At 60.2% G+C, this 23,345-nt stretch carries 20 protein-coding genes and 4 pseudogenes; 9 read left to right on the top strand and 15 right to left on the bottom strand.

The window, feature by feature from the left end:
* Nucleotides 1-11: 11 nt before the first annotated feature.
* From F6X37_RS27740 to F6X37_RS37180, 3 genes and pseudogenes are all read right to left on the bottom strand, one after another.
* Nucleotides 12-497, bottom strand: coding sequence for an Hcp family type VI secretion system effector (locus tag F6X37_RS27740; RefSeq protein ID WP_187613506.1), 486 nt, complete (start codon nt 495-497; stop codon nt 12-14).
* Between the two features lie 150 nt (nt 498-647).
* Nucleotides 648-899, bottom strand: a complete 252-nt coding sequence (locus tag F6X37_RS27735) for a helix-turn-helix transcriptional regulator (RefSeq protein WP_187613505.1) — start codon at nt 897-899, stop codon at nt 648-650.
* A pseudogene (locus F6X37_RS37180) lies at nt 892-1,214 on the bottom strand (hypothetical protein); the annotation flags it as partial. The gene F6X37_RS27735 and the pseudogene F6X37_RS37180, both read right to left, overlap by 8 nt.
* A gap of 438 nt (nt 1,215-1,652) precedes the next feature.
* On the opposite strand from F6X37_RS37180, the gene F6X37_RS27725 reads away from it, so the two are divergent.
* Nucleotides 1,653-2,570 (top strand): mechanosensitive ion channel family protein, encoded by a 918-nt coding sequence (locus F6X37_RS27725; RefSeq protein ID WP_184058637.1) that lies wholly within the window; start codon nt 1,653-1,655, stop codon nt 2,568-2,570.
* Nucleotides 2,571-2,653: 83 nt separating this feature from the next.
* Here F6X37_RS27725 and F6X37_RS27720 read toward each other — a convergent pair whose 3' ends face one another.
* Together F6X37_RS27720 and F6X37_RS27715 are read right to left on the bottom strand one after the other, a co-directional pair.
* Entirely contained in the window at nt 2,654-4,603 is a 1,950-nt protein-coding gene (locus F6X37_RS27720) for a M48 family metallopeptidase (protein WP_187613503.1), read from the bottom strand.
* A 52-nt stretch (nt 4,604-4,655) separates the two neighbouring features.
* A complete protein-coding gene (locus F6X37_RS27715; RefSeq protein WP_184058641.1) occupies nt 4,656-5,255 on the bottom strand; it encodes a LemA family protein in 600 nt (199 codons plus the stop codon).
* A 986-nt stretch (nt 5,256-6,241) separates the two neighbouring features.
* Between F6X37_RS27715 and F6X37_RS27710 the strand changes: the two genes are divergently transcribed.
* From F6X37_RS27710 to F6X37_RS27685, 6 genes and pseudogenes are all read left to right on the top strand, one after another.
* Nucleotides 6,242-7,102, top strand: a complete 861-nt coding sequence (locus tag F6X37_RS27710) for a transporter substrate-binding domain-containing protein (RefSeq protein WP_187613502.1) — start codon at nt 6,242-6,244, stop codon at nt 7,100-7,102.
* A 94-nt stretch (nt 7,103-7,196) separates the two neighbouring features.
* Nucleotides 7,197-7,919, top strand: coding sequence for an ABC transporter permease (locus tag F6X37_RS27705; protein WP_187613501.1), 723 nt, complete (start codon nt 7,197-7,199; stop codon nt 7,917-7,919).
* An 18-nt stretch (nt 7,920-7,937) separates the two neighbouring features.
* Complete coding sequence (locus tag F6X37_RS27700) at nt 7,938-8,684, top strand: ABC transporter permease (protein ID WP_184012210.1); 747 nt, start codon at nt 7,938-7,940, stop codon at nt 8,682-8,684.
* A gap of 25 nt (nt 8,685-8,709) precedes the next feature.
* Entirely contained in the window at nt 8,710-9,501 is a 792-nt protein-coding gene (locus tag F6X37_RS27695) for an ABC transporter ATP-binding protein (RefSeq protein WP_090811163.1), read from the top strand.
* A 19-nt stretch (nt 9,502-9,520) separates the two neighbouring features.
* Nucleotides 9,521-11,131, top strand: a complete 1,611-nt coding sequence (gene hutH, locus F6X37_RS27690) for a histidine ammonia-lyase (protein ID WP_187613500.1) — start codon at nt 9,521-9,523, stop codon at nt 11,129-11,131.
* Nucleotides 11,132-11,183: 52 nt separating this feature from the next.
* Nucleotides 11,184-11,417 (top strand): annotated as a pseudogene (locus F6X37_RS27685) (GntR family transcriptional regulator); the annotation flags it as partial.
* Here F6X37_RS27685 and F6X37_RS27680 read toward each other — a convergent pair.
* On the bottom strand, nt 11,410-11,532 hold the full coding sequence (locus F6X37_RS27680; protein ID WP_410451432.1) for a hypothetical protein: 123 nt from the start codon (nt 11,530-11,532) through the stop codon (nt 11,410-11,412). The pseudogene F6X37_RS27685 and the gene F6X37_RS27680 sit on opposite strands and share 8 nt — an antisense overlap.
* Before the next feature lie 175 nt (nt 11,533-11,707).
* On the opposite strand from F6X37_RS27680, the gene F6X37_RS27675 reads away from it, so the two are divergent.
* Nucleotides 11,708-12,775: a purine-nucleoside phosphorylase gene (locus tag F6X37_RS27675; protein WP_187613499.1), complete on the top strand. Its 1,068-nt coding sequence runs from the start codon at nt 11,708-11,710 to the stop codon at nt 12,773-12,775.
* Nucleotides 12,776-12,924: 149 nt separating this feature from the next.
* Here the strand turns inward: F6X37_RS27675 and F6X37_RS27670 are convergent, their stop codons facing one another.
* The 3 genes from F6X37_RS27670 to F6X37_RS27660 form a co-directional block, all read right to left on the bottom strand.
* Nucleotides 12,925-13,461 carry a nucleoside deaminase gene (locus tag F6X37_RS27670; protein ID WP_187613498.1) on the bottom strand — a complete coding sequence of 179 codons (537 nt, stop codon included), beginning with the start codon at nt 13,459-13,461 and terminating at the stop codon, nt 12,925-12,927.
* Nucleotides 13,462-13,487: 26 nt separating this feature from the next.
* Entirely contained in the window at nt 13,488-14,600 is a 1,113-nt protein-coding gene (locus F6X37_RS27665) for a BMP family ABC transporter substrate-binding protein (protein WP_187613497.1), read from the bottom strand.
* A 229-nt stretch (nt 14,601-14,829) separates the two neighbouring features.
* Nucleotides 14,830-16,710 carry an ATP-binding protein gene (locus F6X37_RS27660; protein ID WP_262420047.1) on the bottom strand — a complete coding sequence of 627 codons (1,881 nt, stop codon included), beginning with the start codon at nt 16,708-16,710 and terminating at the stop codon, nt 14,830-14,832.
* A gap of 303 nt (nt 16,711-17,013) precedes the next feature.
* On the opposite strand from F6X37_RS27660, the gene F6X37_RS27655 reads away from it, so the two are divergent.
* Nucleotides 17,014-17,943, top strand: a complete 930-nt coding sequence (locus F6X37_RS27655; RefSeq protein WP_187613496.1) for a LysR family transcriptional regulator — start codon at nt 17,014-17,016, stop codon at nt 17,941-17,943.
* A 209-nt stretch (nt 17,944-18,152) separates the two neighbouring features.
* Here the strand turns inward: F6X37_RS27655 and F6X37_RS27650 are convergent.
* The 6 genes and pseudogenes from F6X37_RS27650 to F6X37_RS27630 all read right to left on the bottom strand — a co-directional run.
* Nucleotides 18,153-18,779, bottom strand: a pseudogene (locus F6X37_RS27650) (MBL fold metallo-hydrolase); the annotation flags it as partial.
* Nucleotides 18,780-18,805: 26 nt separating this feature from the next.
* Nucleotides 18,806-18,964, bottom strand: coding sequence for a hypothetical protein (locus F6X37_RS37175; protein WP_262420046.1), 159 nt, complete (start codon nt 18,962-18,964; stop codon nt 18,806-18,808).
* A gap of 6 nt (nt 18,965-18,970) precedes the next feature.
* Nucleotides 18,971-19,294 carry a hypothetical protein gene (locus F6X37_RS27645; protein ID WP_187613495.1) on the bottom strand — a complete coding sequence of 108 codons (324 nt, stop codon included), beginning with the start codon at nt 19,292-19,294 and terminating at the stop codon, nt 18,971-18,973.
* 196 nt (nt 19,295-19,490) lie between these two features.
* Nucleotides 19,491-20,651, bottom strand: coding sequence for a phosphodiester glycosidase family protein (locus tag F6X37_RS27640; RefSeq protein WP_187613494.1), 1,161 nt, complete (start codon nt 20,649-20,651; stop codon nt 19,491-19,493).
* Between the two features lie 391 nt (nt 20,652-21,042).
* Nucleotides 21,043-22,752 (bottom strand): phosphodiester glycosidase family protein, encoded by a 1,710-nt coding sequence (locus tag F6X37_RS27635; RefSeq protein WP_187613493.1) that lies wholly within the window; start codon nt 22,750-22,752, stop codon nt 21,043-21,045.
* 359 nt (nt 22,753-23,111) lie between these two features.
* Nucleotides 23,112-23,219 (bottom strand): annotated as a pseudogene (locus F6X37_RS27630) (IS6 family transposase); the annotation flags it as partial.
* Nucleotides 23,220-23,345 lie beyond the last annotated feature (126 nt).

Genomic DNA, 23,345 nt, shown 5'->3' with positions numbered 1-23,345 from the left:
GTCACGCCCCCTTATCCGCGCTCATTCCACGAATCGGTGTATTTGATATTGCCATCAAGGTAATGCCACGTGATGCGGTCGTACATCATGGAGACCGCTTCAACGTGATTGAGTGCGGATGCCTGCGCCAGCCTGGTATTAGCCATGCCGGGGTTGATGCCACACACTTTCACACCTTCGATCGTGATCACGAAATAGACTTCCTCTTTGCCTGCATCGTTGATGCGATACCACATGATCTCGGCGGACTGCAGCGTTTGCCCCTTCGCCACGGCCTTGTAAAGATAAGGCGTCGCCGCATCGAACTCCTTTTCGAACGCAATCGGCGAGTGCGCACGCGCGCCGGTAATCTTGCCGTTAGCCGCATCGACCGGCAGATTCACGCCGTGGCCGAAACTGATAATTTCAATGCTTCCCTCGCGATCCTGAACGGTTGACGAGCCTTTGATGTCTGCGCTGCCATCATCTTTCAGCCACATATGTGCAGGAATTGGCATCTTGAATTTTTCCTTGAATGGTTAAATGAGCGCTGCATGGTTACTACCTCATTTTTAATAAGGTATGCGCTACGAACGGACAATTTTTTACGCGGCTACGCAAGCATTTGCAACGGGTGATGCTATACACTATCAATACCTTGACGTGATTTAACAAACATCGGAAGTGTGACTGCGATCTGATCGAGCGCAGCGCGCAGGCAAAAAAAGACCCGCGCGATGCGGGTCGGGTGGATGTCCTGCGATCCATCGATTGACCTCGCTTTCACGCCAGCGCACCGCCGCCACGCCGACCTTGATGGGTTTGGGGAACTTGCCTTGCGCGATCTTCAGATAGATCGTCGATCCGGTCAGGCCGATACGCTGCTCGACCTCGGCGCGGCGTAGCAGGCGCTCATTCATGCGCTGCGTGACCTCTTATCGCCGCGAGCCACCGGAAGGGTTGCCAGACCACGGCGATGCCCGCGCCACGAAAGAGTATGGCCTGGCCGAGCTCGACGAAATGCGTGGTGGGCGCGGCGAACATGACGTTCTGCGCGAACTGCGGCATGCTGCGCGCGAGCGTGGCGATGAAAATGCCCATCGAAGTGGTGGCGAACAGGTGCAGCGCCGCGCCAGCGAGAAAGAGCGCGACCGATCCTTCAATCGGTACGTGCAGCGCGCCCGCACGATGTAGGTGAGCGAGAGCGCTGCCGCGGCGACGGCGGCTCGTCCCACATGCGCGCGGCCGCGACGCAGCCGACCTATCGGAAGCAAGTGAGTGAAAACCAATGCGCTCAATGAGTTGAGCGAGTCATGAGCCTGTTGTCCACAGGCTTGTGCCCAGCTTCTGTGGGTATCTTGAGTGGTTATCGAAACGCCTGCAGAGAAGGTCGAACGGGGCGTGAGGACATCGTTTCCGTCTCCTCGAAGTCACGCCGGCGGGGCCGTTCACGGAACTCGGGGCGGGCAGCCGCTAGCTCGGGCGGCTGCCGTTACGACAGAAGCGATCTGGATAACAGCTCAGAAAAAACACGCAGCTTTAACCGCTGATAATGCCCAAAACGGAAGTTATCTGGTTAAATTCCCGGAAGCAAGTCGAGTTCGTCCACATATACCGTCGAAGCTCGCGCGCGCCAATCTACCCGCTGTCCAATATAGGGATCGTCAAGACACATGGAGAATCTTCTCGTCGAAATCAGTCCGGGCAGATGGGCCTTCCTGCTGGATATGCTCACCGCGTTCTCGATTCATCTGGGCGCCGCTGCGGGCATACTGGTGATCGGATGGTGGGTCGCGCGCCGCGCTTCGATGTCGCTGAGCCGGCTTCTTGCGCGTCAATCACGCATGGACGCCACGCTGCGACCGATCCTCTGCGACATCGGCCTGTGGGGCATTCGCATTGTCGCGATCGTCGGTGCGCTGTCGCAGTTAGGCATCCAGACGGCCAGCATCATTGCCGTGCTCGGCGCAGCCGGTCTTGCGGTCGGCCTCGCGCTGCAAGGCACGATGCAGAACATCGCGGCCGGCATCATGCTGCTAGTGTTGCGGCCGTTCAAGGTCGGCGAGTATATCGAGGGCGGAGCCGGCAGTGTCGCGGGCACGGTCGACGAAGTCAATCTGTTCACGACGCGTCTCACCAAACCCGACGGCATCTGCGAATACGTGCCGAACAGCGCGTTGTGGAGCAATTCGATCCGCAACTTCAGCCGTAATCCGATGCGCCGGCTCGATCTCGAAGTGGAGATCTCGATCGGTGACGATGTGGATCGCGCGCTTGAGGCGCTGCGCACGCTCGCCGCGGCCGACCCCCGTGCGCTCCGCGATCCCGCGCCGCAGGTGATGGTCATCCGTTTCGACGACAGCACGGCGGTGCTGAATATCCGCGTCTGGTCGAACACCGACATGTTCTGGACCATGCGCTGGGAACTGGCGCGCCGGGTGCGTCAAACACTGACCGACGCGCAATGTTCGCTGCCGTTGCGCACCCGTGAATTGCACATCGTGCCGAGCGCGACGGCCGCGTCGGTCACCGGCGCAGCCGCCGGTCAGGCAGGGTCATCCGCGATCAGAAAACCGGAGCAGGGGGTGTAACCCCCGGTTCTTCGATCCCGCGGCATAGCGATCGCAGTTGTTCTGCGTTCCTTGCCGCGACAAAACCCTGCATGCAATGTCGTTCATCGTCTGTCCGATTCGCTCGCGACGAGCGGCGGTAGCGGGCAGTCGAGCGTGTCGCAAACGGCGCGGAGCAGCTCTGCTCCACGGACGGTGACCTGCTGCTCCGCCAGGATGCACGCCGCGCAGGCGGCGACGATCCGGCGCTTGATTGCCGGAACGGATTGATTGAGCGTTCGCAGGGCCGCATCGAGCTCGATGAGGGAACGTGTCTCGCGGGGCGGCAAGCGGTGGGTGTGGTCGCCGCCGATGTAGCCGCGCATGCCGGTATCGAAAGCTCGGGCGGCCCGGTCGGGTTCCGGCCGGCCTTCCCAGGCCAACAGCGCTAACAGCGTCGCCACCGGCTGCGCCAGTTTTTGCGGCGAGCTGTGCAAGGGACGCGTCTGACGCTGCGGCAGGAACTGGGCGTCGAGATGGCGATGCAGCACGCAGCGGAGCGTGTACTCGAGCAGGCTCAGCCGCTGGTCGGCGATCATGAGCAATTCGACCTGTGCGCGGAAAGCCTGGTGCTGGCGGTGCGACATCTGCCGCAGGGCTGGCAGCGCCAGATCCAGGAGGGGCAGCCGATGCGTGTCCGGCAGCGCCTGGACCGGGGCGACCAGCCGCAAGGTTTCGGCAAAGTCCCGCGGTTCGGCGCCGGCCTTCAGCTGGGCCAGCTGAAGTTCCCGCAGGTCCTCCAGCGGGTCCAGAAGAAGGGCGCAGACTACGGCGCGAGCACTGAACGGCTCCTCGGCGGCAACCCGGAGCGCGTCGGGCATACCGTCGTGCAGTGCCTGGGCGTAGCTCATCACTTCCGGATGGACGTGGCCGACCCGAGACGCCGCTTCCTCGGCGAAGCCCAATACCGGCACCGGCACCTGCGGCAGCCCCGGTAACGTGGGCACCCCGGCGAACGGCGGGACGCGGCTGGGGCGGGTGCCCTTGAGTTGTTCCCGATCGACATCGACCGGTCGCACTTCGGGGAACTGGCCGTCGAACTGGGGATGGAGCCGGCGGATGCGCTCGACGAGGGGCGGGTGGGTGGCCAGCAGTCCGGCGAGCCCCTCGCCGGCGAAAGCGTTGGCGAAAAACATGTGACCAGCCTCGGCGGCCCGGGGGGTGTCGATGCGCGACCCCTCGGCCAGCCCGCCGATCTTCTTGAGCGCCCCGCCAATCCCGTCGGGGTTGCGCGTGAATTGGACGGCGCTCGCGTCGGCCAGGTACTCGCGCTGCCGGGACACCGCTGCCATGATCAGCCGACCGAAGAACGCTCCCACCAGTCCCAGCACAAACACGCCCAGTCCCAGTAGCACCATGCCGCCGCGGGAATCCTGTCTTCCCGACGAGCGTCCGCGGGAAGCGAACATGAGGCTGCGGCCGATGATCGACAACGCCATGATCCCAAAGATCAGGCCGATCAGCCGGATGTTGAGCCGCATGTCGCCGTTGAGGATATGGCTGAACTCGTGCGCCACCACGCCCTGCAACTCGTCACGGGTCAAGTAGTCGAGGCAGCCCTGGGAGACGGCGACCACAGCATCGCCCGGGGCGTAGCCGGCCGCGAAGGCATTGATGCCGGTCTCCGGCAGAACATATACGGGGGGCACCGGCACTCCCGCAGCGAGGGCCATCTCCTCGACGACGTTGAGCAGCCGCTTCTGCCGCGCGTCGGTGGTCGTGCCGGGCACCTCCTTACCGCCCAACATCAAGGCGACGGCCTGCCCGCCAGAAGCGAGCTGGGCCACCTTGAGCGCGCTGGCACCGCCGACCAGGATGCCCACCGCCGGCGCCGCGAGCAGGAGCATGTCAGGTTGCCACCAGGACACTGGCTCGTGAGCGCCATACATGCTGAGCGCCACCAACAGACCGTACACGAGGGCGATCAGAATCAGGATCGCGAGGACGAAATAGACCACCAGCTGGAAGGTCTTGCGCCGTGCCGAATCCTGCTGCTGAAAGAAATTGGTGGCCATGGTCGGCGCGGTTTTGAGAGCGTGAAGCGCACGGAGCCGTGGCGGTTCCGGGTTACCGGAACGACACCTTGGGCGCTGCGCGCTCGGCCTCTGTGGTTTCGAGCAGTGACGCTTCCTTGAAACCAAACATGCCGGCCACCATGACGGCTGGGAAGACTTCGCGCTGGTTGTTGTAGTCGGTGGCGGCGTCGTTGAAGGCTTGCCTGGCGAAGCCGATCTTGTTCTCGGTCGAGCTCAGTTCCTCCTGCAGGGCGAGCATGTTCTGGTTGGCCTTGAGGTCCGGGTACGCTTCGGATAGCGCAAAGAGCCGGCCCAGAATGCCGCCGAGCTGGGCCTCGGCCTCGTTAAACCCCCTGATGGCCGCCGGGTCGCTGGGGTTGGCGGCGACTTTCTGCTCGGCTGCCATCGCGCTGTTGCGGGCCTTGATGACGGCGTCGAGCGTCTCCCTTTCGTGACCCATGTAGCCCTTGACCGCTTCGACTAAGTTCGGAATCAGCTCGTAGCGGCGTTTGAGCTGCACGTCGATTTGGGCGAAGGCGTTCGCGAAGCGGTTCCGGGCGACAACTAGCCCGTTGTAGATGCCCATGAGGCGGAGCGCGAGCAGTAGCCCGACCCCCAGCAGCACGAGCAGGGTGACGACGACGGGACTCATTGGCCGTGACCTCCGACGAGAGGACTGCTGGTTTGGACCATCGCGCGACTATGGAAACAGGATAAGTGAAATGACATTTAATTCAATCAATTCGTGAAACTGTTATAAGACAAAGGGTGCGAATTAAGCGTGCTTCATCAATTGCCGGGTACTGGAGTAAAGAGGGCGCAGTCCGCGTGTGTGCGACGTTTTTTCGAAGACGCTTTTCCACGATGGCGATCCGTGCGGAGAGCGTCGTGATGACCGCGACGTTCGCGCGGACAGCGAGCGCAACGTCGTCGGCGAGATGCAACTGGTCGACAGGACGCGATCGACGAGCGGCAACTCGTGCTGCCGTTTAAAACCGCCGTTGGAAGTGGTGACGCGTATTACCTCATCAGACCGGAAGATTCCGACCAAGCGGCGCAGGTGCCGGAACTCCGCACCTGCCTGGAAAGCAGGCTGCCAAAACTCACCTGGCCGGGTATCCAGTTCAAGACACTGAGCTAGCGCCTGAGCCTTCGGTCGACTCATTGAGACGATCAGGAAAGGGCGAACTTCGTTACGCAGATCGGGAGCCTCCCGAGAGGTAGCTGGCCAGCAATGCAGAGCAGCGCTCGCGCAGGAAGGCATTCAACGCGCTGATCGTCGGTGTCAGTTGCGCACGGTGAGCACAAATCAAGTGCAGCGGCGAAGGCCTGCCTTCAGATCGTCGATGAGGTCCAGTCGCGACTTGCAGACAAGGCCTTCCCCGGCTATCGCCCAGCGACGAACTGCATCGGCATCGTCGCTGATGCGATTACCCGTGACTGCCACTGTGCGTTCGCCGCCAGGCGGGGTAAAGCGCCAGATCCGAGACCCTGACCTGGTGGATACCCTGAATCGGCGACATTTTCAGAAATTGCGCTTGCGCCAAAATTCGACTTCCCGCATCTTGTCTAGACAAGACGAAACCGCGATTGGCGCGCTACCGTAATGAAGTTTTCGGCAATCCAAGGAGTGTGGACATGCAGGCGAAGTGCAGATGGTTGGTCAAGAGTTTGATCGGTGCCGCATTTGGAGCGGCGGCGCTTGCGGGCAACACCGCCGAGGCGAAGGACTGGACGACAGTGACGATCGCCCTCGAAGGCGGCTATGCGCCCTGGAACATGACGCTGCCGGGCGGCAAGCTGGGCGGCTTCGAACCCGAACTCGCCGCTAACCTGTGCGCGCGGGCGCAACTCAAGTGCAATCTCGTGGCGCAGGACTGGGACGGCATGATTCCCGGCTTGCAAGCCGGAAAGTTCGATGTTCTGATGGATGCGATCTCGATCACGCCAGAGCGCGAGAAGATCATTGCCTTCTCGAAGCCGTATGCGTCCACGCCGGCGACCTTCGCGGTCACCGACACGAAGATCCTGCCGAAGGCAACCGACACCCCGGCGTCGCTGAAGCTCGACACCGACGCCAAGTCGAACGCGCCCGCCGTCCAGGCGCTGCGCACGGCGCTCAAGGGCAAGACCATCGGCATTCAGTCCGGCACGGTCTATACGCGCTTCATCAACGAGAACTTCAAGGATGTCGCGTCGATCCGCGTCTACAAGACCTCGCCGGAACGCGATCTCGATCTGTCCAATGGCCGCATCGACGCGTCGTTCGACGATGTGACGTACTACGCCGCAAATGCCGACAAGAAGGAAGCGGTGCCGACGGTGACGGCCGGCCCGAAGATCGGCGGCCTGATCTGGGGGCCGGGCGAAGGCCTCGCGTTCCGCAAGCAGGACGCGGACCTGAAGGCGAAGTTCGACGCGGCGATAACGTCGGCGATTACCGACGGGACTGTGAAGAAGCTTTCGGAGAAGTGGTTCAAGACCGACGTGACGCCCTGAGCGTCGCTCACAACGTGACCGCGCGCTTCGGCCTGATCCGGCTCGAAAGGCTGATGCCGCGCGGCTTGTTTCGCAGGCTTGGTGAGGTGGCTTGATGGCTCTTTTCGAAATGCTCGGCTTCGGGACCGATGGCTGGGGCGGCCTGCTCCTGCTCGGTTTGTTCATGACGGTGGTGCTGACGCTTGCGGCGCTCGCGATCGGCGCGGTATTCGGCGCGCTCGTCGCAGCGGCAAAGCTCTCGCGTTTTCGCACGGCGCGCGTGATCGGCGACTTCTACACGACCGTCTTCCGCGGCGTGCCGGAACTGCTTGTCATCTATCTGTTCTACTTTGGCGGCTCGACGCTGGTGTCCTCGATCGGGCAGTGGTTCGGTGCCGACGGCTTCATCGGCGTGCCGCCGTTCGTGATCGGCGCGTTCGCGGTGGGCATGATTTCCGGCGCATATCAGACGGAGGTCTATCGCGCCGCCGTGCTAGCCGTCTCGCGCGGCGAACTCGAAGCTGCGCGCGCGATCGGCATGCCGACGCTCACCATGGCGCGCCGCATCCTTATTCCCCAGGTGCTGCGATTCGCACTGCCGGGTATCGGCAATGTGTGGCAGTTGAGCCTCAAGGACTCGGCGCTGATCTCGGTCACCGGTCTCGTCGAATTGCTGCGTGCCAGCCAGGTCGCGGCGGGATCGACACACCAGTACTTCCTGTTCTTCGTCGTTGGCGGAGCGCTCTATCTCGCGATGACGGGCGTTTCGAACCGTGTGTTCGGCCGGGCGGAGACGATCGTCGGCCGCTCCTTCAAGCGCAACTTCGCGCGCAACTGACGCAAGGGCGGCCTCATCATGCATATCGATTTCGATTTTCTTCTCGACACGACGCGCCAGCTCGTTGCCGCCGTGCCGACCACGCTGAGCCTCTTTTTCACCTCGCTCGTGCTCGGCGGCCTGCTTTCGCTCGTGATCGTCACGATGCGCGTCTCGCCGCACTGGCTGCCTAACCGCTTCGCGCGCGCCTATATCCTCGTGTTCCGCGGCTCGCCGCTGCTGATCCAGATGTTTCTCGTCTACTACGGGCTCGGACAGTTCGGCGTGATCCGCGAAAGCTTCCTGTGGCCCGTGCTGCGCGAGCCCTACGTGTGCGCCGTGCTCTCGCTCGCGCTGTGCACGGCGGGCTACACCGCCGAGATCATCCGCGGCGGCCTGATGGCCGTGCCGGTCGGGCAGATCGAGGCGGGTCATGCAATCGGCCTGTCGGGCTTCGCGCTGCTGCGCCGCGTGATCGGCCCCATCGCGTTGCGGCAGTGCCTGCCCGCCTATTCGACTGAAGCCGTGCTGCTCGTCAAGTCGACGGCGCTCGCAAGCCTTGTCACCGTCTGGGAAGTGACTGGTGTCGCGCAACAGATCATTCAGCAGACCTATCGCACGACGGAGGTGTTCACGTGCGCTGCGCTGATCTATCTATGCCTGAATTTCCTCGTGGTGCGCCTCATCGGCCTCGTCGAGCGGCGCCTCTCGCGCCATCTGCGCGCCGCGCCCACCGTCGTGCGCCGTCCCGCCACGCAACTCGAAACCCGCCGCGTCGCGTCTTGATCGGCCCATCTTTCCGGAGAATCGTATGAACGCAGTCGCACCGGTCGCCCTGTCCGTGAGGAACATCCACAAGTCGTTCGGCGACCATCACGTGCTCAAGGGCATTTCGCTCGACGCCCACGAAGGCGACGTGATTTCGATCCTGGGTGCGAGCGGCTCGGGCAAGAGCACGTTCCTGCGCTGCCTGAACCTACTTGAGATGCCCGACGACGGCACCGTCGCGCTTGCCGGCGAAGCGCTGAAGATGAAGCGCCGCCGTGACGGCAAGCTGCAACCGGGCGACCGCCGCCAGGTGGACCGCGTGCGCTCGCAGCTCGGCATGGTGTTCCAGAACTTCAACCTGTGGTCGCACATGACGGTGCTGCAGAACCTGATCGAAGGCCCGATGCGCGTGCAAAAGCGCAGCCGCGCCGAAGCGGTCGAGGAAGCCGAGGCGCTGCTCGCGAAGGTCGGCCTCGCCGACAAGCGCGGCCACTATCCCGCACATCTCTCGGGCGGCCAGCAGCAGCGCGTGGCAATCGCGCGCGCACTCGCGATGCATCCGAAGGTGATGCTGTTCGACGAGCCAACTTCGGCGCTCGATCCCGAACTCGTGGGCGAAGTGCTGCGCGTCATGCGCACGCTTGCCGACGAGGGCCGCACGATGCTCGTCGTCACGCACGAGATGGGCTTCGCGAAACACGTTTCCAATCGCGTGATGTTCCTGGATCAGGGCCAGGTCGATTCGGACGGCACGCCCGCGGAGGTATTCGGCGAACTGAAGTCGGAGCGCTTCCGCCAGTTCGTGTCGAGCCATCAGGACCGCAACGCACATTGATCCATCGTCGGGGTTCATCATGACCGTCATCCGTACCGGAAACCCGCTGGACTGGCGCGAAGTCTGCGCCGTCGCGGCAGGCGCACCGCTCGAGCTTTCCGCGCAAGCGCGCGAGCGCATTGGCGCCGCGCGCGCGCTCGTTGAGCAGATTATCGCGCGCGGCATGCGCGCCTACGGCGTGAACACCGGGGTCGGCGCGTTGTGCGACGTGGTGGTGTCGCCGGCCGAACAGCACACGCTTTCGCACAACATTTTGATGAGCCACGCGGTGGGCGTCGGCGCGTCGCTCGGCGCGCAGGAGACGCGCGCGATCATGGCCGCAGCCATCAACAATTACGCGCACGGGCATTCGGGCGTGCGCGTCGAACTCGTCGAGCGGCTCGTCGCGCTGCTCCAGGCCGATTGCCTGCCCGAAGTGCCCGCGCTCGGTTCGGTCGGCTATCTGAGCCACATGGCGCATATCGCACTCGTGTGCGTCGGCGCGGGGCACGTGAACTGGCGCGGTGAGCGCATCAGCGGCGCCGAGGCGCTGCGCCGGCTGGGGCTCGAACCCTTGTCGCTCGAAGCGAAAGAAGGCTTGAGCCTCGTGAACGGCACGCCATGCGTGACCGGGCTCGCGGCGCTCGCGCTGCAACGCGCGCACCGGCTGCTCGACTGGGCTGACGCCGTGGCGGCGATGAGCTTCGAGAATCTCGGCGGGCAGATGGTGGCGTTCGACGCGGGCTCGCTCGCGTATCGCATCTCACCGGGCCTTGCGCAGGTCGGCGCGCGCATGCGCGCGGCGCTGCTGGGCAGCGGTCTGCTGGCGGCGGCACTCGGACGGCGTACGCAGGATCCGCTCAGCATGCGCACGATTCCGCATGTGCACGGTGCGGCGCGCGATGTGCTGGCTGCGACGGCCGAAGTCGTGAACCGCGAACTCGCCTCGACGACTGACAATCCGATCATCGCCGGCACGCCCGAGGAGCCGCGCGTGTTCTCGCAGGCGCACGCCGTCGGCGCGTCGATCGCGCTCGCCATGGACAGCCTCGCGGTTGCGCTCGCGCAGGTGGCCGCGATGGCGGAGCGGCGTCTCGATCGTCTCGTCAATCCGCTCGTGAGCGGGTTGCCCGCGTTTCTCGCGCAAGCGAGCGGCACGCGCTCGGGCTTCATGATCGCGCAATACACGGCGGCGGCGCTGGTCGCGCAGAACCGCCGCGAGGCCGCGCCCGCGAGCCTCGACGGCGGTGTGACGTCCGGCTTGCAGGAAGATCACCTTTGCCACGCCACGCCGGCCGCGCTCAAGGCGCTTGCCGTCATCGACAACAGCGGCCGCATATTTGGCATTGAACTGCTTGCCGCGGTTCAGGCATACGACCTGCAGCCTGTCGCGGCCGAGCGCGCGCCGTATACGCAGGCGTTGTATAGCCAGGTTCGCGCTGTCTTGCCGACCTACCGTGACGACCGTCCGCTTGCGGACGACATGACACGCGCATTCCACATGATCATGGATGATGGTCCGCCGCCGTTGCCCGGCCCGCTGACGGTCCGGCCCTCACGGGATTTCTGCATTCCGGCACCAACGGACTGCGTGGCGGGCAGCGCGGCGGCCTCGGCGAACGATGCTTTGCCCGGGGCGGTGGGTACTTGAGGCTGGCGTCGCGCGGCGCGCGCAAATCGTTCACGGTGCAACCAGGACAGTCATGACTGAGGCGGCGCAGGCGGGTGGAGAGGCGAAGCGGTTGAAGCTGCAGCGCAAGCTTGCGCCAGCATACGAACAGATAAAGCGCTATGTAATCGAGCGCATAGCCGATGGCACTTGGAAGCCTGGAGACGCAATCCCTTCGGAAACCGAGTTGGTCAAGGAGTCCGGAGTCGCACGCATGACCGTTTCGCGCGTGTTGCGCGAGTTGAGCGCACAACGTGTGCTCACGCGGCGGTATCTTTGAGGCCGAGCTTCGCCAGGTTGAATTGGCCTTTGCGAATGCGATGCGTCAACTCAATGCCTGCCAGAGTGATCGCGGCGTTCCTGAAACGGTTGAAGCCGAGCATGACATTCGTCCGCTTGGCAATTCAGATTTTTCTCTGCTTATACTCACTGTCACCTGAACGGCTCACGCCCAGGTCCCACGCTGCACGCCGACAAAAAACCACGACGTCAGTCGACAACACGGCACGCGACTCACTTTTCGCAACCGCAGTTCTTACATATCAGGTGGGACCTCTTATGCTAAATCGTGCTTTTGGTGCAGCGATTTCATCGTTGCTCGTGGCAGGCGCGGCAGTTGCACCGGCCATCGCGCATGCCGACGACAGCTTCGCGCAGGACGACGGCGCGTCGCATGGCCGGCCGGTCAAGGTGATGATCATTTCGATGTTCGGTCCGGAAGGCAAGGTGTGGCTCGATCATCTCGGCCCGTGGCAGGACATCACCGTCGCGGGCCTGTCTCCTGACTACCCTGCCGTACACTGCAATCGCCAGGAGGTCTGCGTGATGACGACGGGCATGGGGCACGCGAATGCCGCCGCATCGATCATGGCGCTGACGTTCTCGCCGCGTTTCGACTTGCGTCATACGTACTTCATGGTGGCGGGCATCGCTGGTATTGATCCGCTTCAGGGCACCGTCGGTTCCGCTGCGTGGGCGAACTGGCTCGTCGACTTCGGGATTCAATGGGAAATCGACGGACGCGAAATTCCGCCGGGCTGGAATACCGGCTATCTCGGCATCAACACGACGGGCCCGACGCAGAAGCCGCCGCTCGACTATCGCACCGAAGTGTTCCAGCTCAATCCGGCGCTTTCGAACGCGGCATTCGCGCTGTCGCGCAACGTGACGCTGACCGACGACGCACAGGCGCAGGCTGCCCGCGCCAAATACAACTATGCGCCCGCGAACCGTCCGCCGACCGTGATCCAGTGTGACACGCTGGCGGGCGATACCTGGTGGTCGGGCACCGATCTCGGCGAGCGCGCGCGGCAATGGACGAAGATCCTGACCGACGGCAAGGGCACCTATTGCACGACGCAGCAGGAAGACAACGCCACCTTCGAGGCGCTGACGCGCGCGGCGACCGTGCATCGCGTTGACTTGAACCGTGTCGCGGTGCTGCGCGCTGGCTCGGACTTCGACCGGCCGTACGCGGGCCAGTCGAGCGCGGACAATCTGCTCAACTACTCGTCGCAGGGGGGCTTCACGATCGCGATCGACAATCTGTTCCTCGCGGGCAATCCGCTCGTGCAGGACATCGTCACGCATTGGGGCGAGTGGCGCGACGGCGTACCGCAGCGGTAGCGCGTTTGCGGCGTGGTGGAGCGTACCGCGTGCCGGTCTGCACAGCGATCGTGTCCACCGTTGTCGTCAGTTGCCGCGGCGGCCGCTGCGCGGGCGGTGGCGGCTCCGCGCGCGGCATGATGCGAACATAAGGCCGCGATGCGCCATGCTCATCGGCGTCCCCAGAACCTGCGCTGCACCTGCATCACTTCTTCCTCGACCTCGGCCACGGGCCCGACCAGTTCAATGCGCTTCTGGCAATGGTCGAAGACATACCGCGACGACACACTCATCGTCGAATTCTCTGCATGATTGCCCGTGGCTTGCAGCAGGCGCTCTTCCGTCATTGCAAAAACCACCCGCCCAATGTTGGCCCAATATGCCGTGCCTGCGCACATGCAACATGGCTCAACCGTCGTATAGAGCGTGCAACCCCACAAGAATTGCGGCGTAAAGTTGAGCGCGGCGATACGCGCGAGCACCGCTTCCGCATGATTGACGGAATCGACATTGCCCTGTTCTATTAGAACCGACTCCTGATCGGCCCCGACGAGTATGGCGCCAAACGGGTGACGGCCCAACAGCATCGCACGTTCTGCGATGACGCTTGCATGACGCAGATGGCGGACGATCTGCTCGCGTGTCGGCGCGAGCCCCCGCTCAGGGAACGCCGACGCGTTCTGTTTCGGAGAAGTGACAAGGCTCAAAGTGTGTCTCCTCCACGTTGGCTGAGTTACTTCGGTAACGTGCCCTCGACCCCCTGCACGAACCAGTTGAGCCGCAGCAACTCGGCGTCGGGCAGCGACGTGCCGGCTGCCACCTTGATCGCGCCATTCTGATCCCTGATCGGTCCGGAGAACGGATCGAATCTGCCCGCGATAATGTCGTCGCGCTTTTGCGCCAGCGCCTTTTGCGCGGCAGGCGATACGGCTGAAGTGTTGATGTCAGCGAGGTCGATTGCTTTTTCCTTGAGACCCCACCACGTCGGCGCGTTGGTCCACGTGCCGGATTGCACCTGTTCGATCAGGTGAGAGTAGTAGACGCCCCAGTAGCTCACGCATGCGCCCAGTTGGGCATTCGGGCCGAACTTCTTCATGTCCGAGTCCCAACCGAACGCGTGCACATTCTTCTGCTCGGCAGTCTGCATTGTCGCCGTCGAATCGGTGTTCTGGATCAGCACGTCGGCTCCCTGGCCGATCAGCGTTTCGGCCGCCTGTTTCTCCTTGCCTGGATCGAACCAGCTATTGATCCATACGACCTTTACCTTCGCATTCGGATTGATCGAACGCGCACCCATAGTGAAGGCGTTAATGTTGCGCACCACTTCCGGGACCGGCACCGAGGCGACGAAGCCGAGCGTATTCGTCTTCGTCGTATAGCCGGCGACGAGCCCAGCCAGATAGGCGCTCTGGTACGTGCGCACGTCATAGGTCGCAAAGTTCGTGGCCTTCTTGTATCCGGTCGCATGCTCGAAGACGACGTCGGGATAATCCTTTGCAGTCTTCAGTTCGAAGTCCTGGAATCCGAAGCTCGAGCCCACGATAATCTTGTTGCCCTTGTTCGCGAGGTCGCGAAACACGCGCTCCGAGTCAGCGGATTCGGGTACGTTCTCGACGCGCGTGACCTTGATCTTGTCACCGAACCTCGCTTCGATCGCCTTCACACCCTGTTCGTGTGCGTAGGTCCAGCCAGCGTCACCGGGGTTGCCGAGGTAGACGAACGCGACGCCCATCGGCACCGCGGCGGTGGCAGTGGGGCTCAACGCGACATAGATGCCAAGCGCGGCTAAAAGCGTAACCGCAGGGCGCAGTGAGCGCACCACCGCGCGAGCGAAGTTTGTTCTCATGGAGTCTCCGAAGATAGGGAACGGGAAGGAGACGACGCCAGTGGTCCAGACGACTGGCTGCGTCGCGTCAGCGATGATGGTGAGTCAATATCAAGGCCGAAATATTGATTCGTTATGTGTTGTATAACGGAATGGATATGAAGCCATTGGGAAATCGGCCTGCGGATCGCGGAGTTCGAATAGGAGACAGCGATCGTCGTGTGGGCCAGCGACAGGCCGCGCTCGGACATCATTGTCGGATGATGAGATCGGGCGGCAACACTTTAACCGATTCACCTTCACTATTTGCACCAGAACCGTCGCCTGTATCGCCAGCAAGAGCCAGCACTTCCGTCCACGATTGTGCCGACTTTGACACGGGCCCCTGAGCATAGATCAATGCCGAGGCGAGAGTGGCACGTACGCGCATTTCGGTGTCTGAGTCCACCGAGGCAGGGGGCAGTTCTTCAAGCGCATCGATGGCCTGCTCGGCACGCGTGCAGCATTCGTGAATCAGGCCCGCATCGAGCAGCGCCTCTGTGAGACCTGCCGCGAGCTCGACTCCAATCCGCGTATCGCCATGCTGCGAGAACGCCCAATCGAAAGCGCTGCGTGCATCATCCAGCGACTGCCGGAAATCGATTTCCAGGTCCAATTGTTCAGCGACACTGTCAGCCAGACACGGTCGCAAGCAATGGGAGACATAGCGTGCATGGCGCGCCGCGATCAGCCTCTGCTCGCCTTGCGCATGCAGCTTCTCCAGCGCATAGGCACGTGCCGAATCGGAAAGGCGATACCTGCTTACCGGCCCCTCCAGCTCAATGTTGACAAGCGATTTCGCCACCAGATCGCCGATGCCGCCGATCGCGTCCGCCACAGCGTATTTCTCGTCGCACACCACCGCGCACATCGCATCGAACGTAAAGCCGCCGCTGAATACCGCGAGGCGCCTGAACAGTAACTGATGGCATGGATTCAGTATGAAGAAACTCCAGTCGAACGTCGCACGTAAGGTTTGATGGCGTGGCAGAGCGGTCCGGTAGCCGCCCGTCAGCAAACTGAAACAGTCGTGCAGATAGCGATGAACACCCCCAATGCCGAGGCCAGCGACGCGCGCCGCTGCCAGCTCGATCGCCAAAGGAATGCCGTCCAGCCGGCGGCAGATCTCGCCGATGAGATGAATTTCCTCGCAGCCGGCGTATGCATACCGTTGGATTGAATTGACGCGCAGCAAAAACAACTTTACCGCTGAAAACTGGACGATCTCCGCATGGGTTGAATGCGAAGGCGGCACGTCGAGTGGCTCGACCCGGTACACCGTCTCTTGCATCAGGCGAAGCGGTTCACGACTCGTTACCATCACACGCAGAATTTTGCTTGCCGCTGCGAGTGCGTCGACGATCCGCGCGACCGCGTCGATCACATGCTCGGCGTTATCCAGCACGAGGAGCAGACGTTTGCCGGAAACCGCCGCAGCCAGTTGCGCAATGTCGACTGCAGCATCGAGCGTGGACAGCCCGCATGCTTCGGCGACCTCGCATAGGACCGCATCTTCGGTTGTTGCCGTGGCAAGTTCGACAAAACACACAGCGCGGGAAGAATCGTTCGATGCCTGCCGTGCTACCTCTATAGCCAGGCTCGACTTCCCTATACCGCCGGCTCCAGTGAGCGTCAATACCTGCGTAGTCTGGAGCAACATGCTGATCTGCCGAACGGCTGCGTCGCGGCCTGTGAGCCGGGTTTCGCGTAGCGGCAGGCTACGTCTGAAGGCTCGGGACTCGACCGCAGGAGCCGGGCTCTCAACGGGTCGTCGTCGCAACTGATACCCGCGACCAGGGATCGTGACAATCAGGTTGCGATCCTCACCAAGTATTTTGCGTAACGCGGACAGATGGACCTGGATATTGTTTTCTTCGACGACGGTTTTCGGCCAGACACTATCCAACAATTCGTCTTTCGTAACGAGTCGTCCAGCGGCCGACACGAGCACGGCAAGAATATCGAAGGCGCGAGATCCGACAGGTACGAGCGTGCCGCTTTGGTGCAGCGTCCGCATCTCCAAATCGATCTGAAACCGGCCCAGGTCGATCATGCTGGTGCCGTAATTCGCGGGTCGCTCGGTAACCGTCATGTTTGTGCTCGCATTGATCGAGGTGAGTTGCGCGCCGGCTTTATGCCGGTGTCAGTCGCATTCCGGCTAAGCAGAGTAGTTGCCCGCCTGGTCTGCGCAAGCCTGAACGTCGCGGCGTATGTCTCCAGAAACAGCCTGTTGGATTTATTAAATCTCCGTGACATTGGAGAAAGTTTTGTCTCGCCCTCCGGCGGCTGTATTCCCTCGTGAAGGAATTGAGGATTCTGACGGACCGAGTCTGCCAGCTTTACTTTTGTTCACAAACCGCTCTATAAACAAAATTCTTTTGAAAAGAAATCAAGAATGAATATCACCCTCGACGAATTGGCGACTTTCATGGCCGTGGTCGATACCGGCTCGATGACGGCAGCTGCCCAACATCTCGACCTGACAGTGTCGGCGGCCAGCCGGACGCTGGGGCGCCTCGAGGAAAAGCTGAAAACGACCTTGATGCGCCGGACCACGCGCAGGATGGAGCTGACCGAGGAAGGGCGCGCGTTCCTTCAACACGCGCGCGCCATCATCGATTCCGTGGAAAGCGCGGAGGAACAGATGGTCGCGCGGCGGGAAAACCCATCGGGGCTCCTGCGGATCAATGCAGCGTCGCCTTTCATGCTGCACGTGATCGCACCGCTTGTGCAAGGCTACCGCGTGCGCTATCCGCACGTTCACCTGGAGCTGAACACGAACGACGGCATCATCGATCTACTCGAGAGCCGCACCGATGTCGCTATTCGAATTGGCCGGCTCAAGGATTCGACGCTGCATAGCCGGCTTGTTGGCAGTAGCCGCATGCGTGTTCTTGCGAGTCCCGACTATCTTGAGGCGCACGGACATCCGCGCGAGGTCGCTGACCTTGGCAAGCACGTACTGCTGGGCTTTACACAACCAGAGTCGCTCAATGTCTGGCCGTTGCTCGGTGCCGACGGTGAGCCGTACCGTATCGAGCCGGTGGCAAGTTCATCGAGCGGCGAGACGCTTCGTCAACTGGCGCTCGAAGGCGTGGGCGTTGTCTGCCTGTCGGATTTCATGACCGACCGGGACCGCGAAACAGGGCGTCTCGTGCAGATCCTCGCCCGTCAGACCAAGGACGTCCGTCAGCCAATCCATGCTGTCTATTACCGCAATACAGCCGTTTCTTCGCGAATAGCGTCGTTCATCGATTATCTGATGGGCGAGATTGGAGGCAACGGGGCGACTCGGCATCAGACTGCGTGGGCGCGTCAAGCTTAGCCCGGATCGACTACAGCGGATTCAACCGGTCGATGCAACACAATGAACGTCGCATGAGCGGCGGGAGTGTTGCAAATGAAACAGAGGCGCCGGATCTATTACAGCGAAAGCCAGAAGGCGTTGATGTGGGAACGCTGGCGTAGCGTTCGTCGTTGGTCCAGTGCAGAGTGCCGGACCGGTATCAGACATGGTTGCTTCTGTTCGCGGCCTCATGCTTCGGTCTCGTAAAGCAGACCGTAGCTTCCGCTCGTTCGCTTTATTCGCGCGAAGCCGAGTTCCCCCAAATGCATACCGGCGATCAAAAGTCCCTCCGAGCTGACCAGGTCCAGAAGTCGTGAACGTGTGGTGGCTGCCAGGGCAGGGTCTTGATCGAATGCAATCGATACGTCTGGCCGTTTAATCTGGATGTGAGGAAAATGAACAATATCTCCCCAAACAAGCAGGCCCTGATCATGGGATTCGAGGAGATATCCGGAGTGTCCATCTGTGTGTCCCGGTAGCGGCATCGCTCTGATACCGGGCAGCACTTCGCCCTCGTCGAAAGTACGGAGCTTGTCGCGGTAGCCGTCGAACACTTGACGGGCTATCAGGAAGTTACCGCGGGCACGCTCGCTGGCACGGCTTAGATTTCCGTCATCCTGCCAAAATTCGACCTCTCGCTGATGAGCAACAAGTTCCGCATTCGGAAAGGTAACTTGTCCGGCTGTGTCCACTAGTCCTCCGACATGGTCGGGATGGGCGTGTGTGAGCAGGATTGTGTCGATCTCCGATGGTTCGACGCCAGCAAGCGATAAATTAGTTCTCAGGAGGCCGCCCCATCGCTTGATGCCCCCTGAGGGTGACCCACGATTGAACCTCGCCGCTATCTGCGCGTCGGGTGCCTGCCGGTACGCGCGACGCGGCACTCGAACTGCAGTTCGCGCGCGCGGTGCTCGGGGATGCGCACGACCGCATCCGGCAGATCGAGGCCGAGCGCGATCTCGCCGGCACCATGCTCGCAGGCCTGCTCGACGCGAAACACTCAATATTACTTTAATATAGCAATTGCATAAACCGGCTTGGAAACCGCGCCATTTCCCTCGAAGGTTACCCTTACGTTGAGCCCAAGCGTTTTGGCGACTGTCGCCAAAGAAAGTGTGCTTTGCCCGACGGCCGAATTACAATTCCACTCCCCACTCTGAATAAGAGTGCCAGCCGCATTCCCCAAATCGATGTAACAAGTGTTGCCTTGATTGTTAGATTTTACCAACGTTATGTAACCAGTCTCATCATATGGCCCAGCGAATGACAATACTGGCATAAGTATCGCATAAAGAAAAAAAACAGATTTAATGAGCTTGTTTTCGATCATGATGTAATCTCCTGAATTGATAACTGCAAGGTGGACCTTCAAGGCAAAGAATATTGATAATGCAATGCTCAATCGAACTCAATGATCGTTGTGATGGCTATAGCCGGCGCAAAAATATTGGAGCTCGCTCCACGTCAAGATATTGCTGGCACTATTGACCGATACATGAAATCTCCTTGTCACGTCTGGTAGAATTTTATCTTGATGAAGTTGCAGTCGGCAGGAAGCCGATCCAGGATGGAACTGGCCGAGGTCCGTCGCTTGCCGTAACAGGCGAACACCAAACTCCTGTGAGTGATTGGCACGACGAGGTCGGTAATGTTCCACCAACACTCTTGGCATAAAATCTTGATACAGCGAGTGAAGCAGACCCTCCTCCATCTAGTTCGAGTGCGACAGGGACATGAAGCGATCGGAAGAGGCCGGCAACCTGCTCCCGGGAAACCCCATTGCTGTAGTTCCCACCTTCAAAGATGTAGAGACGATCAAGTGACGAATCGTAACCTAGAGCAACCCTGGTCGTTTGCTTATTGCCAGCGTCTGGAGCAGTGCCACTCTCCGATCTGCCAAACAGGCTGCTTCCTGAGATTCCAACGGTCCGGGACGTTAGCGTCCTGATTACACCCAGCGACTGGGAGGAATTAAGATCATTGTTTATAACACGAACGTAATCACTGGACGGCGCACTCTCATAAAAGATCATTGTGTCTACCGGCGCAACATTTTGCCCATCTTCGTTAATGTAATGTCGCGGTCCGGCGAAATATTTTTCGTCACCCGCGCCGCTATTATGGGTTCCTCCAGTTGGGCCACTACTGTAGTTATCGTAATAAATACCAAGGGGAACAGAACATTTCGTAGTTTTCCATGTTTGCCCATTTAGCTGTGGGCGCACATCAAAATAATTTGCGTTAATCATGAATTCAGGATCTTTCAATCTTGAATAAGCTTCGCTTGGCGTAAAAATTTCCGCCGTCTGTGGGGTGTTGTCGGCAACTGTCTTTGCAGAAGGGTTATTTTCGCAGCGATTCGAACCATCGGCAGCACTATTTCTGTCTCCCAGCAACACCGGGAAAATTCCTAAATTCCTGAATTTTGGTATTATGAGTAATGTGGCAGGCTGATTCAATACTTCAACTTTGGCAATAGGAAAAAGATTGAAATATGGATTGGAGTCGGAGTTTGAATTGTAGTCGTATTTGGCGCTCCGAATAAAAATATATTTAACCACGGGAATGAGATGATCATTATCGAATGAATATAATAAAGGTGAATCCTTGTTGTTCGCGATTTCATCCTGTATTTTTTTAAGACTTGCCCGCCATTCTGAAATTGGATTGCCGACGGCAAGTGGCAAGGGGGGCGATGAGGATGTTGACTTCTCCCGATTCAAACCCGTGCACCCGCTGATTCCAAGGGCGATTGAAACTACCAAGGCACTCGCGAGCGAATTCACTAGTGACGTGCAGTGTTTTGGCATGATCTTTCCATAGGGTAGTATTAAAAATGGCGATGCAAGCACCATTTTTGATATTTCATCACTGAGTTATATTTGCATATCACTCTGATTTGACCATAAATGAGAAATTGAAAAATCCAGCAGTTCAATTTTTCGTAGAACTTCTTGCAACGAGAAATCAGAAATCGGGCTGCTTCGATGTACTCGTCATTTAAAATGGGTTGGCGATGGCCTTTCCCAATCCTTAGGACAACCAAACCTACGCCTCGCACACCGTGAGGGACGTGGCTCACCGAGTCAATACGATTGAAGACGCTACCGCCCGTTGTGTCGGATTCGCCGGCGCACTGTCGGATGGGTGACCGACATCCGCACCGTTCACGATCATCGCGCTCGACCCGCCACCATCGAGATTGATCGCCTTGCTCGCCCCAAGCCACTCCATGACGTTTGCTGTTTCCTGGATTGTCGTACCCAAAGCAAGGCCGGGTTGCCGTCCGTCAGTCTCGACCAGCAGGATCGTGCCGTCCGCAGCCGTGCCGATCATCGTGCGCGGGTTACGTGCGTTGAACCATCCCCAGTAAAAGCTTGATCGATCGACGCCTGCATAGTCAGGCGACCAGCCTTCTGTCACGGCTCTTTCCTGAACTGTCGCAGCCGGCAACAAGGTTGGGCCGGCAGCGGTCAGCGACACGCCCGGCGACAGTGTCACCGGAGCGTTGTTCGACTTGACCTGCGACGCGACTGTCAGCGCCGTCCCAACCGGCGCATTTTGTTGCAGCCATGCGGCGCTCGTACCAAGCCCTTGCAAAGCGTAACCGCCATTAGGCGGGGGCGCCCCCAGCGTCGCACTTCCTGACAGGACCTGACCATTGCTGCTCACCAATACTTCGTAGGTCGGCCCGCTGTAGCCCGGATCAACCGTGGTTGAGGACGTCAGGCCACCGTTGAAATTGCTGTCATACAGCACGAGATCGTTATAGTTTGTACACGTGTAGTCGTGTGCACGCTCCGGGGCAGGCGTTTCATCCGGGCTGCCACAATTGAATATCTGACCAAGAATCGAGCTGTTAAACGCGACGATTGGCGTGCTCGTGCCTTTCGCGCTGGTCACGGTCACTGTCGTCGACAGGTTGGGTAAAAAAGCAACGGTTGGGTGCCCGTCCACCTGCGCAAACGAAACACCCGGCTCTCCATTAGCAGCCATACCCTCAAGTTTGCCGTTGGAGACAATCGTGCTGGCTGCACCCTTCAACTGGACACCGGCGGGGTTGGCATTGGTCGACCAGAAACCGGAGTTTATTGCAGCAATGGCCCCCAGGCGCGCGGCCGTTGCCTGGGGCGTTTCGCCGCCCGTGCCCAGCATGCCGCCGCTGCCGGATGCATTGCCGCCCGCGATTATGTTCTGAAGGTTTCCGTTGAACGTAGGTGAAATGGCCAGGACATTGACGAGCCATGGCCCGGTCGACGACGCGTTACCGTCAAGACCTGTATTGCGGACTGTGGGCTTATACGCGTTGCTGGTTTGTTGAGCGATTGCCGTTGCAACAGCCTGTGCAGCGGCCTGAGTTGCATACTGGCCGATCGACGCGTTGAAACCAAGTGGCGACCCGTCCGGTCCGGTTCCCGCCGGGTCATAGCGTACCTGATAACCTGCTGCCGCCATCGCTGCAGCGGCAGGGGCCGCAGCGATCTGTGTCTTCGCGAACTGAACCGTGACCGTCCAGGAATCGGTGCTGGCCGCCTGGCCGCGAGTGATCTGGTAATACGTGACACCGGGGCTGACCTGTGTGGTCGTACGCGCTTCCTGTAGCCCCGGCGGTCCGAGCGGCAATTCGCCCGCGGGTAGTTGCCATGAGACCGCCGGGGAGGGCGCCGCAGTAGATAAGGACGACGAAGATCCGTCAGAAATGGAATCTCCACACCCCGATAGAATCAAGGCTGCCGCAGCCGCCAGTACCAATTCTCCAACTACATATCTATCCGCCAACTTCTTCATCAACCGACTCTCCAAATCAAATTTTCTTCTTACTTGTCAAATCGTCAAAGAAGCGAATCAGGCCTGTTCAGATCATAACCCTGAACAACCTTAGCTTAACTGAATATTAATTTGCTATGGTGACATCACTGTGAAAGATTATTTGATATGCAGTACGCATCAATAACGAAATTGATTTTGAGATAATTCATTGCGAATATATCGTAAGCATCAGACCGGTACCGTCCAGAATGTCGTTGACGGCGGAGGCGGGAATTGCTATCGCTTCGGATTGATGCGCGTGGAAGTCGGCAGTAGAGGTTCGGTTTTGTCGCGATACCGATTGCAATTTGAGCAAAGCCGGATATGACTAGGACTACCTATTTCACCAACGAATAGAATTGCTCGGCGAAAGTTTGTCGGGCCCCGTTGTTTTGCATCTGCCCCTTGGCGATCATGTGAGCTACCTCGATGCCACCGAGCAGGATGCTTAGTCTCTAGTTCCAAGTGCAACACCTTGAATGAGGTAGGGTGTTGCGATGAAGAAGAACTACAAGCATTTGAGCGCGGAAGAACGCGCGGCGATCATGATCGAACATCGAAAGGGCGGCAGC

The organism is Paraburkholderia sp. 31.1, from assembly GCF_014397645.1.
Classification (GTDB): Bacteria; Pseudomonadota; Gammaproteobacteria; order Burkholderiales; family Burkholderiaceae; genus Paraburkholderia; species Paraburkholderia tuberum.
This window is presented reverse-complemented; position numbering and strand designations above follow the sequence as displayed.

What these genes read in the sequence shown, in the direction of transcription:
- hutH (WP_187613500.1), top strand. Translation starts at nt 9,521, where the DNA reads ATGACCGTCATCCGTACCGGAAACCCGCTGGACTGGCGCGAAGTCTGC.
- F6X37_RS27645 (WP_187613495.1), bottom strand. Translation starts at nt 19,294, where the DNA reads ATGATCGAAAACAAGCTCATTAAATCTGTTTTTTTTCTTTATGCGATA.
- F6X37_RS27740 (WP_187613506.1), bottom strand. Translation starts at nt 497, where the DNA reads ATGCCAATTCCTGCACATATGTGGCTGAAAGATGATGGCAGCGCAGAC.
- F6X37_RS27720 (WP_187613503.1), bottom strand. Translation starts at nt 4,603, where the DNA reads ATGGCCACCAATTTCTTTCAGCAGCAGGATTCGGCACGGCGCAAGACC.
- F6X37_RS27725 (WP_184058637.1), top strand. Translation starts at nt 1,653, where the DNA reads ATGGAGAATCTTCTCGTCGAAATCAGTCCGGGCAGATGGGCCTTCCTG.
- F6X37_RS27705 (WP_187613501.1), top strand. Translation starts at nt 7,197, where the DNA reads ATGGCTCTTTTCGAAATGCTCGGCTTCGGGACCGATGGCTGGGGCGGC.
- F6X37_RS27735 (WP_187613505.1), bottom strand. Translation starts at nt 899, where the DNA reads ATGAATGAGCGCCTGCTACGCCGCGCCGAGGTCGAGCAGCGTATCGGC.
- F6X37_RS27635 (WP_187613493.1), bottom strand. Translation starts at nt 22,752, where the DNA reads ATGAAGAAGTTGGCGGATAGATATGTAGTTGGAGAATTGGTACTGGCG.
- F6X37_RS27675 (WP_187613499.1), top strand. Translation starts at nt 11,708, where the DNA reads ATGCTAAATCGTGCTTTTGGTGCAGCGATTTCATCGTTGCTCGTGGCA.
- F6X37_RS27700 (WP_184012210.1), top strand. Translation starts at nt 7,938, where the DNA reads ATGCATATCGATTTCGATTTTCTTCTCGACACGACGCGCCAGCTCGTT.
- F6X37_RS27715 (WP_184058641.1), bottom strand. Translation starts at nt 5,255, where the DNA reads ATGAGTCCCGTCGTCGTCACCCTGCTCGTGCTGCTGGGGGTCGGGCTA.
- F6X37_RS27655 (WP_187613496.1), top strand. Translation starts at nt 17,014, where the DNA reads ATGAATATCACCCTCGACGAATTGGCGACTTTCATGGCCGTGGTCGAT.
- F6X37_RS27695 (WP_090811163.1), top strand. Translation starts at nt 8,710, where the DNA reads ATGAACGCAGTCGCACCGGTCGCCCTGTCCGTGAGGAACATCCACAAG.
- F6X37_RS27665 (WP_187613497.1), bottom strand. Translation starts at nt 14,600, where the DNA reads ATGAGAACAAACTTCGCTCGCGCGGTGGTGCGCTCACTGCGCCCTGCG.
- F6X37_RS27710 (WP_187613502.1), top strand. Translation starts at nt 6,242, where the DNA reads ATGCAGGCGAAGTGCAGATGGTTGGTCAAGAGTTTGATCGGTGCCGCA.
- F6X37_RS27660 (WP_262420047.1), bottom strand. Translation starts at nt 16,710, where the DNA reads ATGACGGTTACCGAGCGACCCGCGAATTACGGCACCAGCATGATCGAC.
- F6X37_RS27680 (WP_410451432.1), bottom strand. Translation starts at nt 11,532, where the DNA reads ATGCTCGGCTTCAACCGTTTCAGGAACGCCGCGATCACTCTGGCAGGC.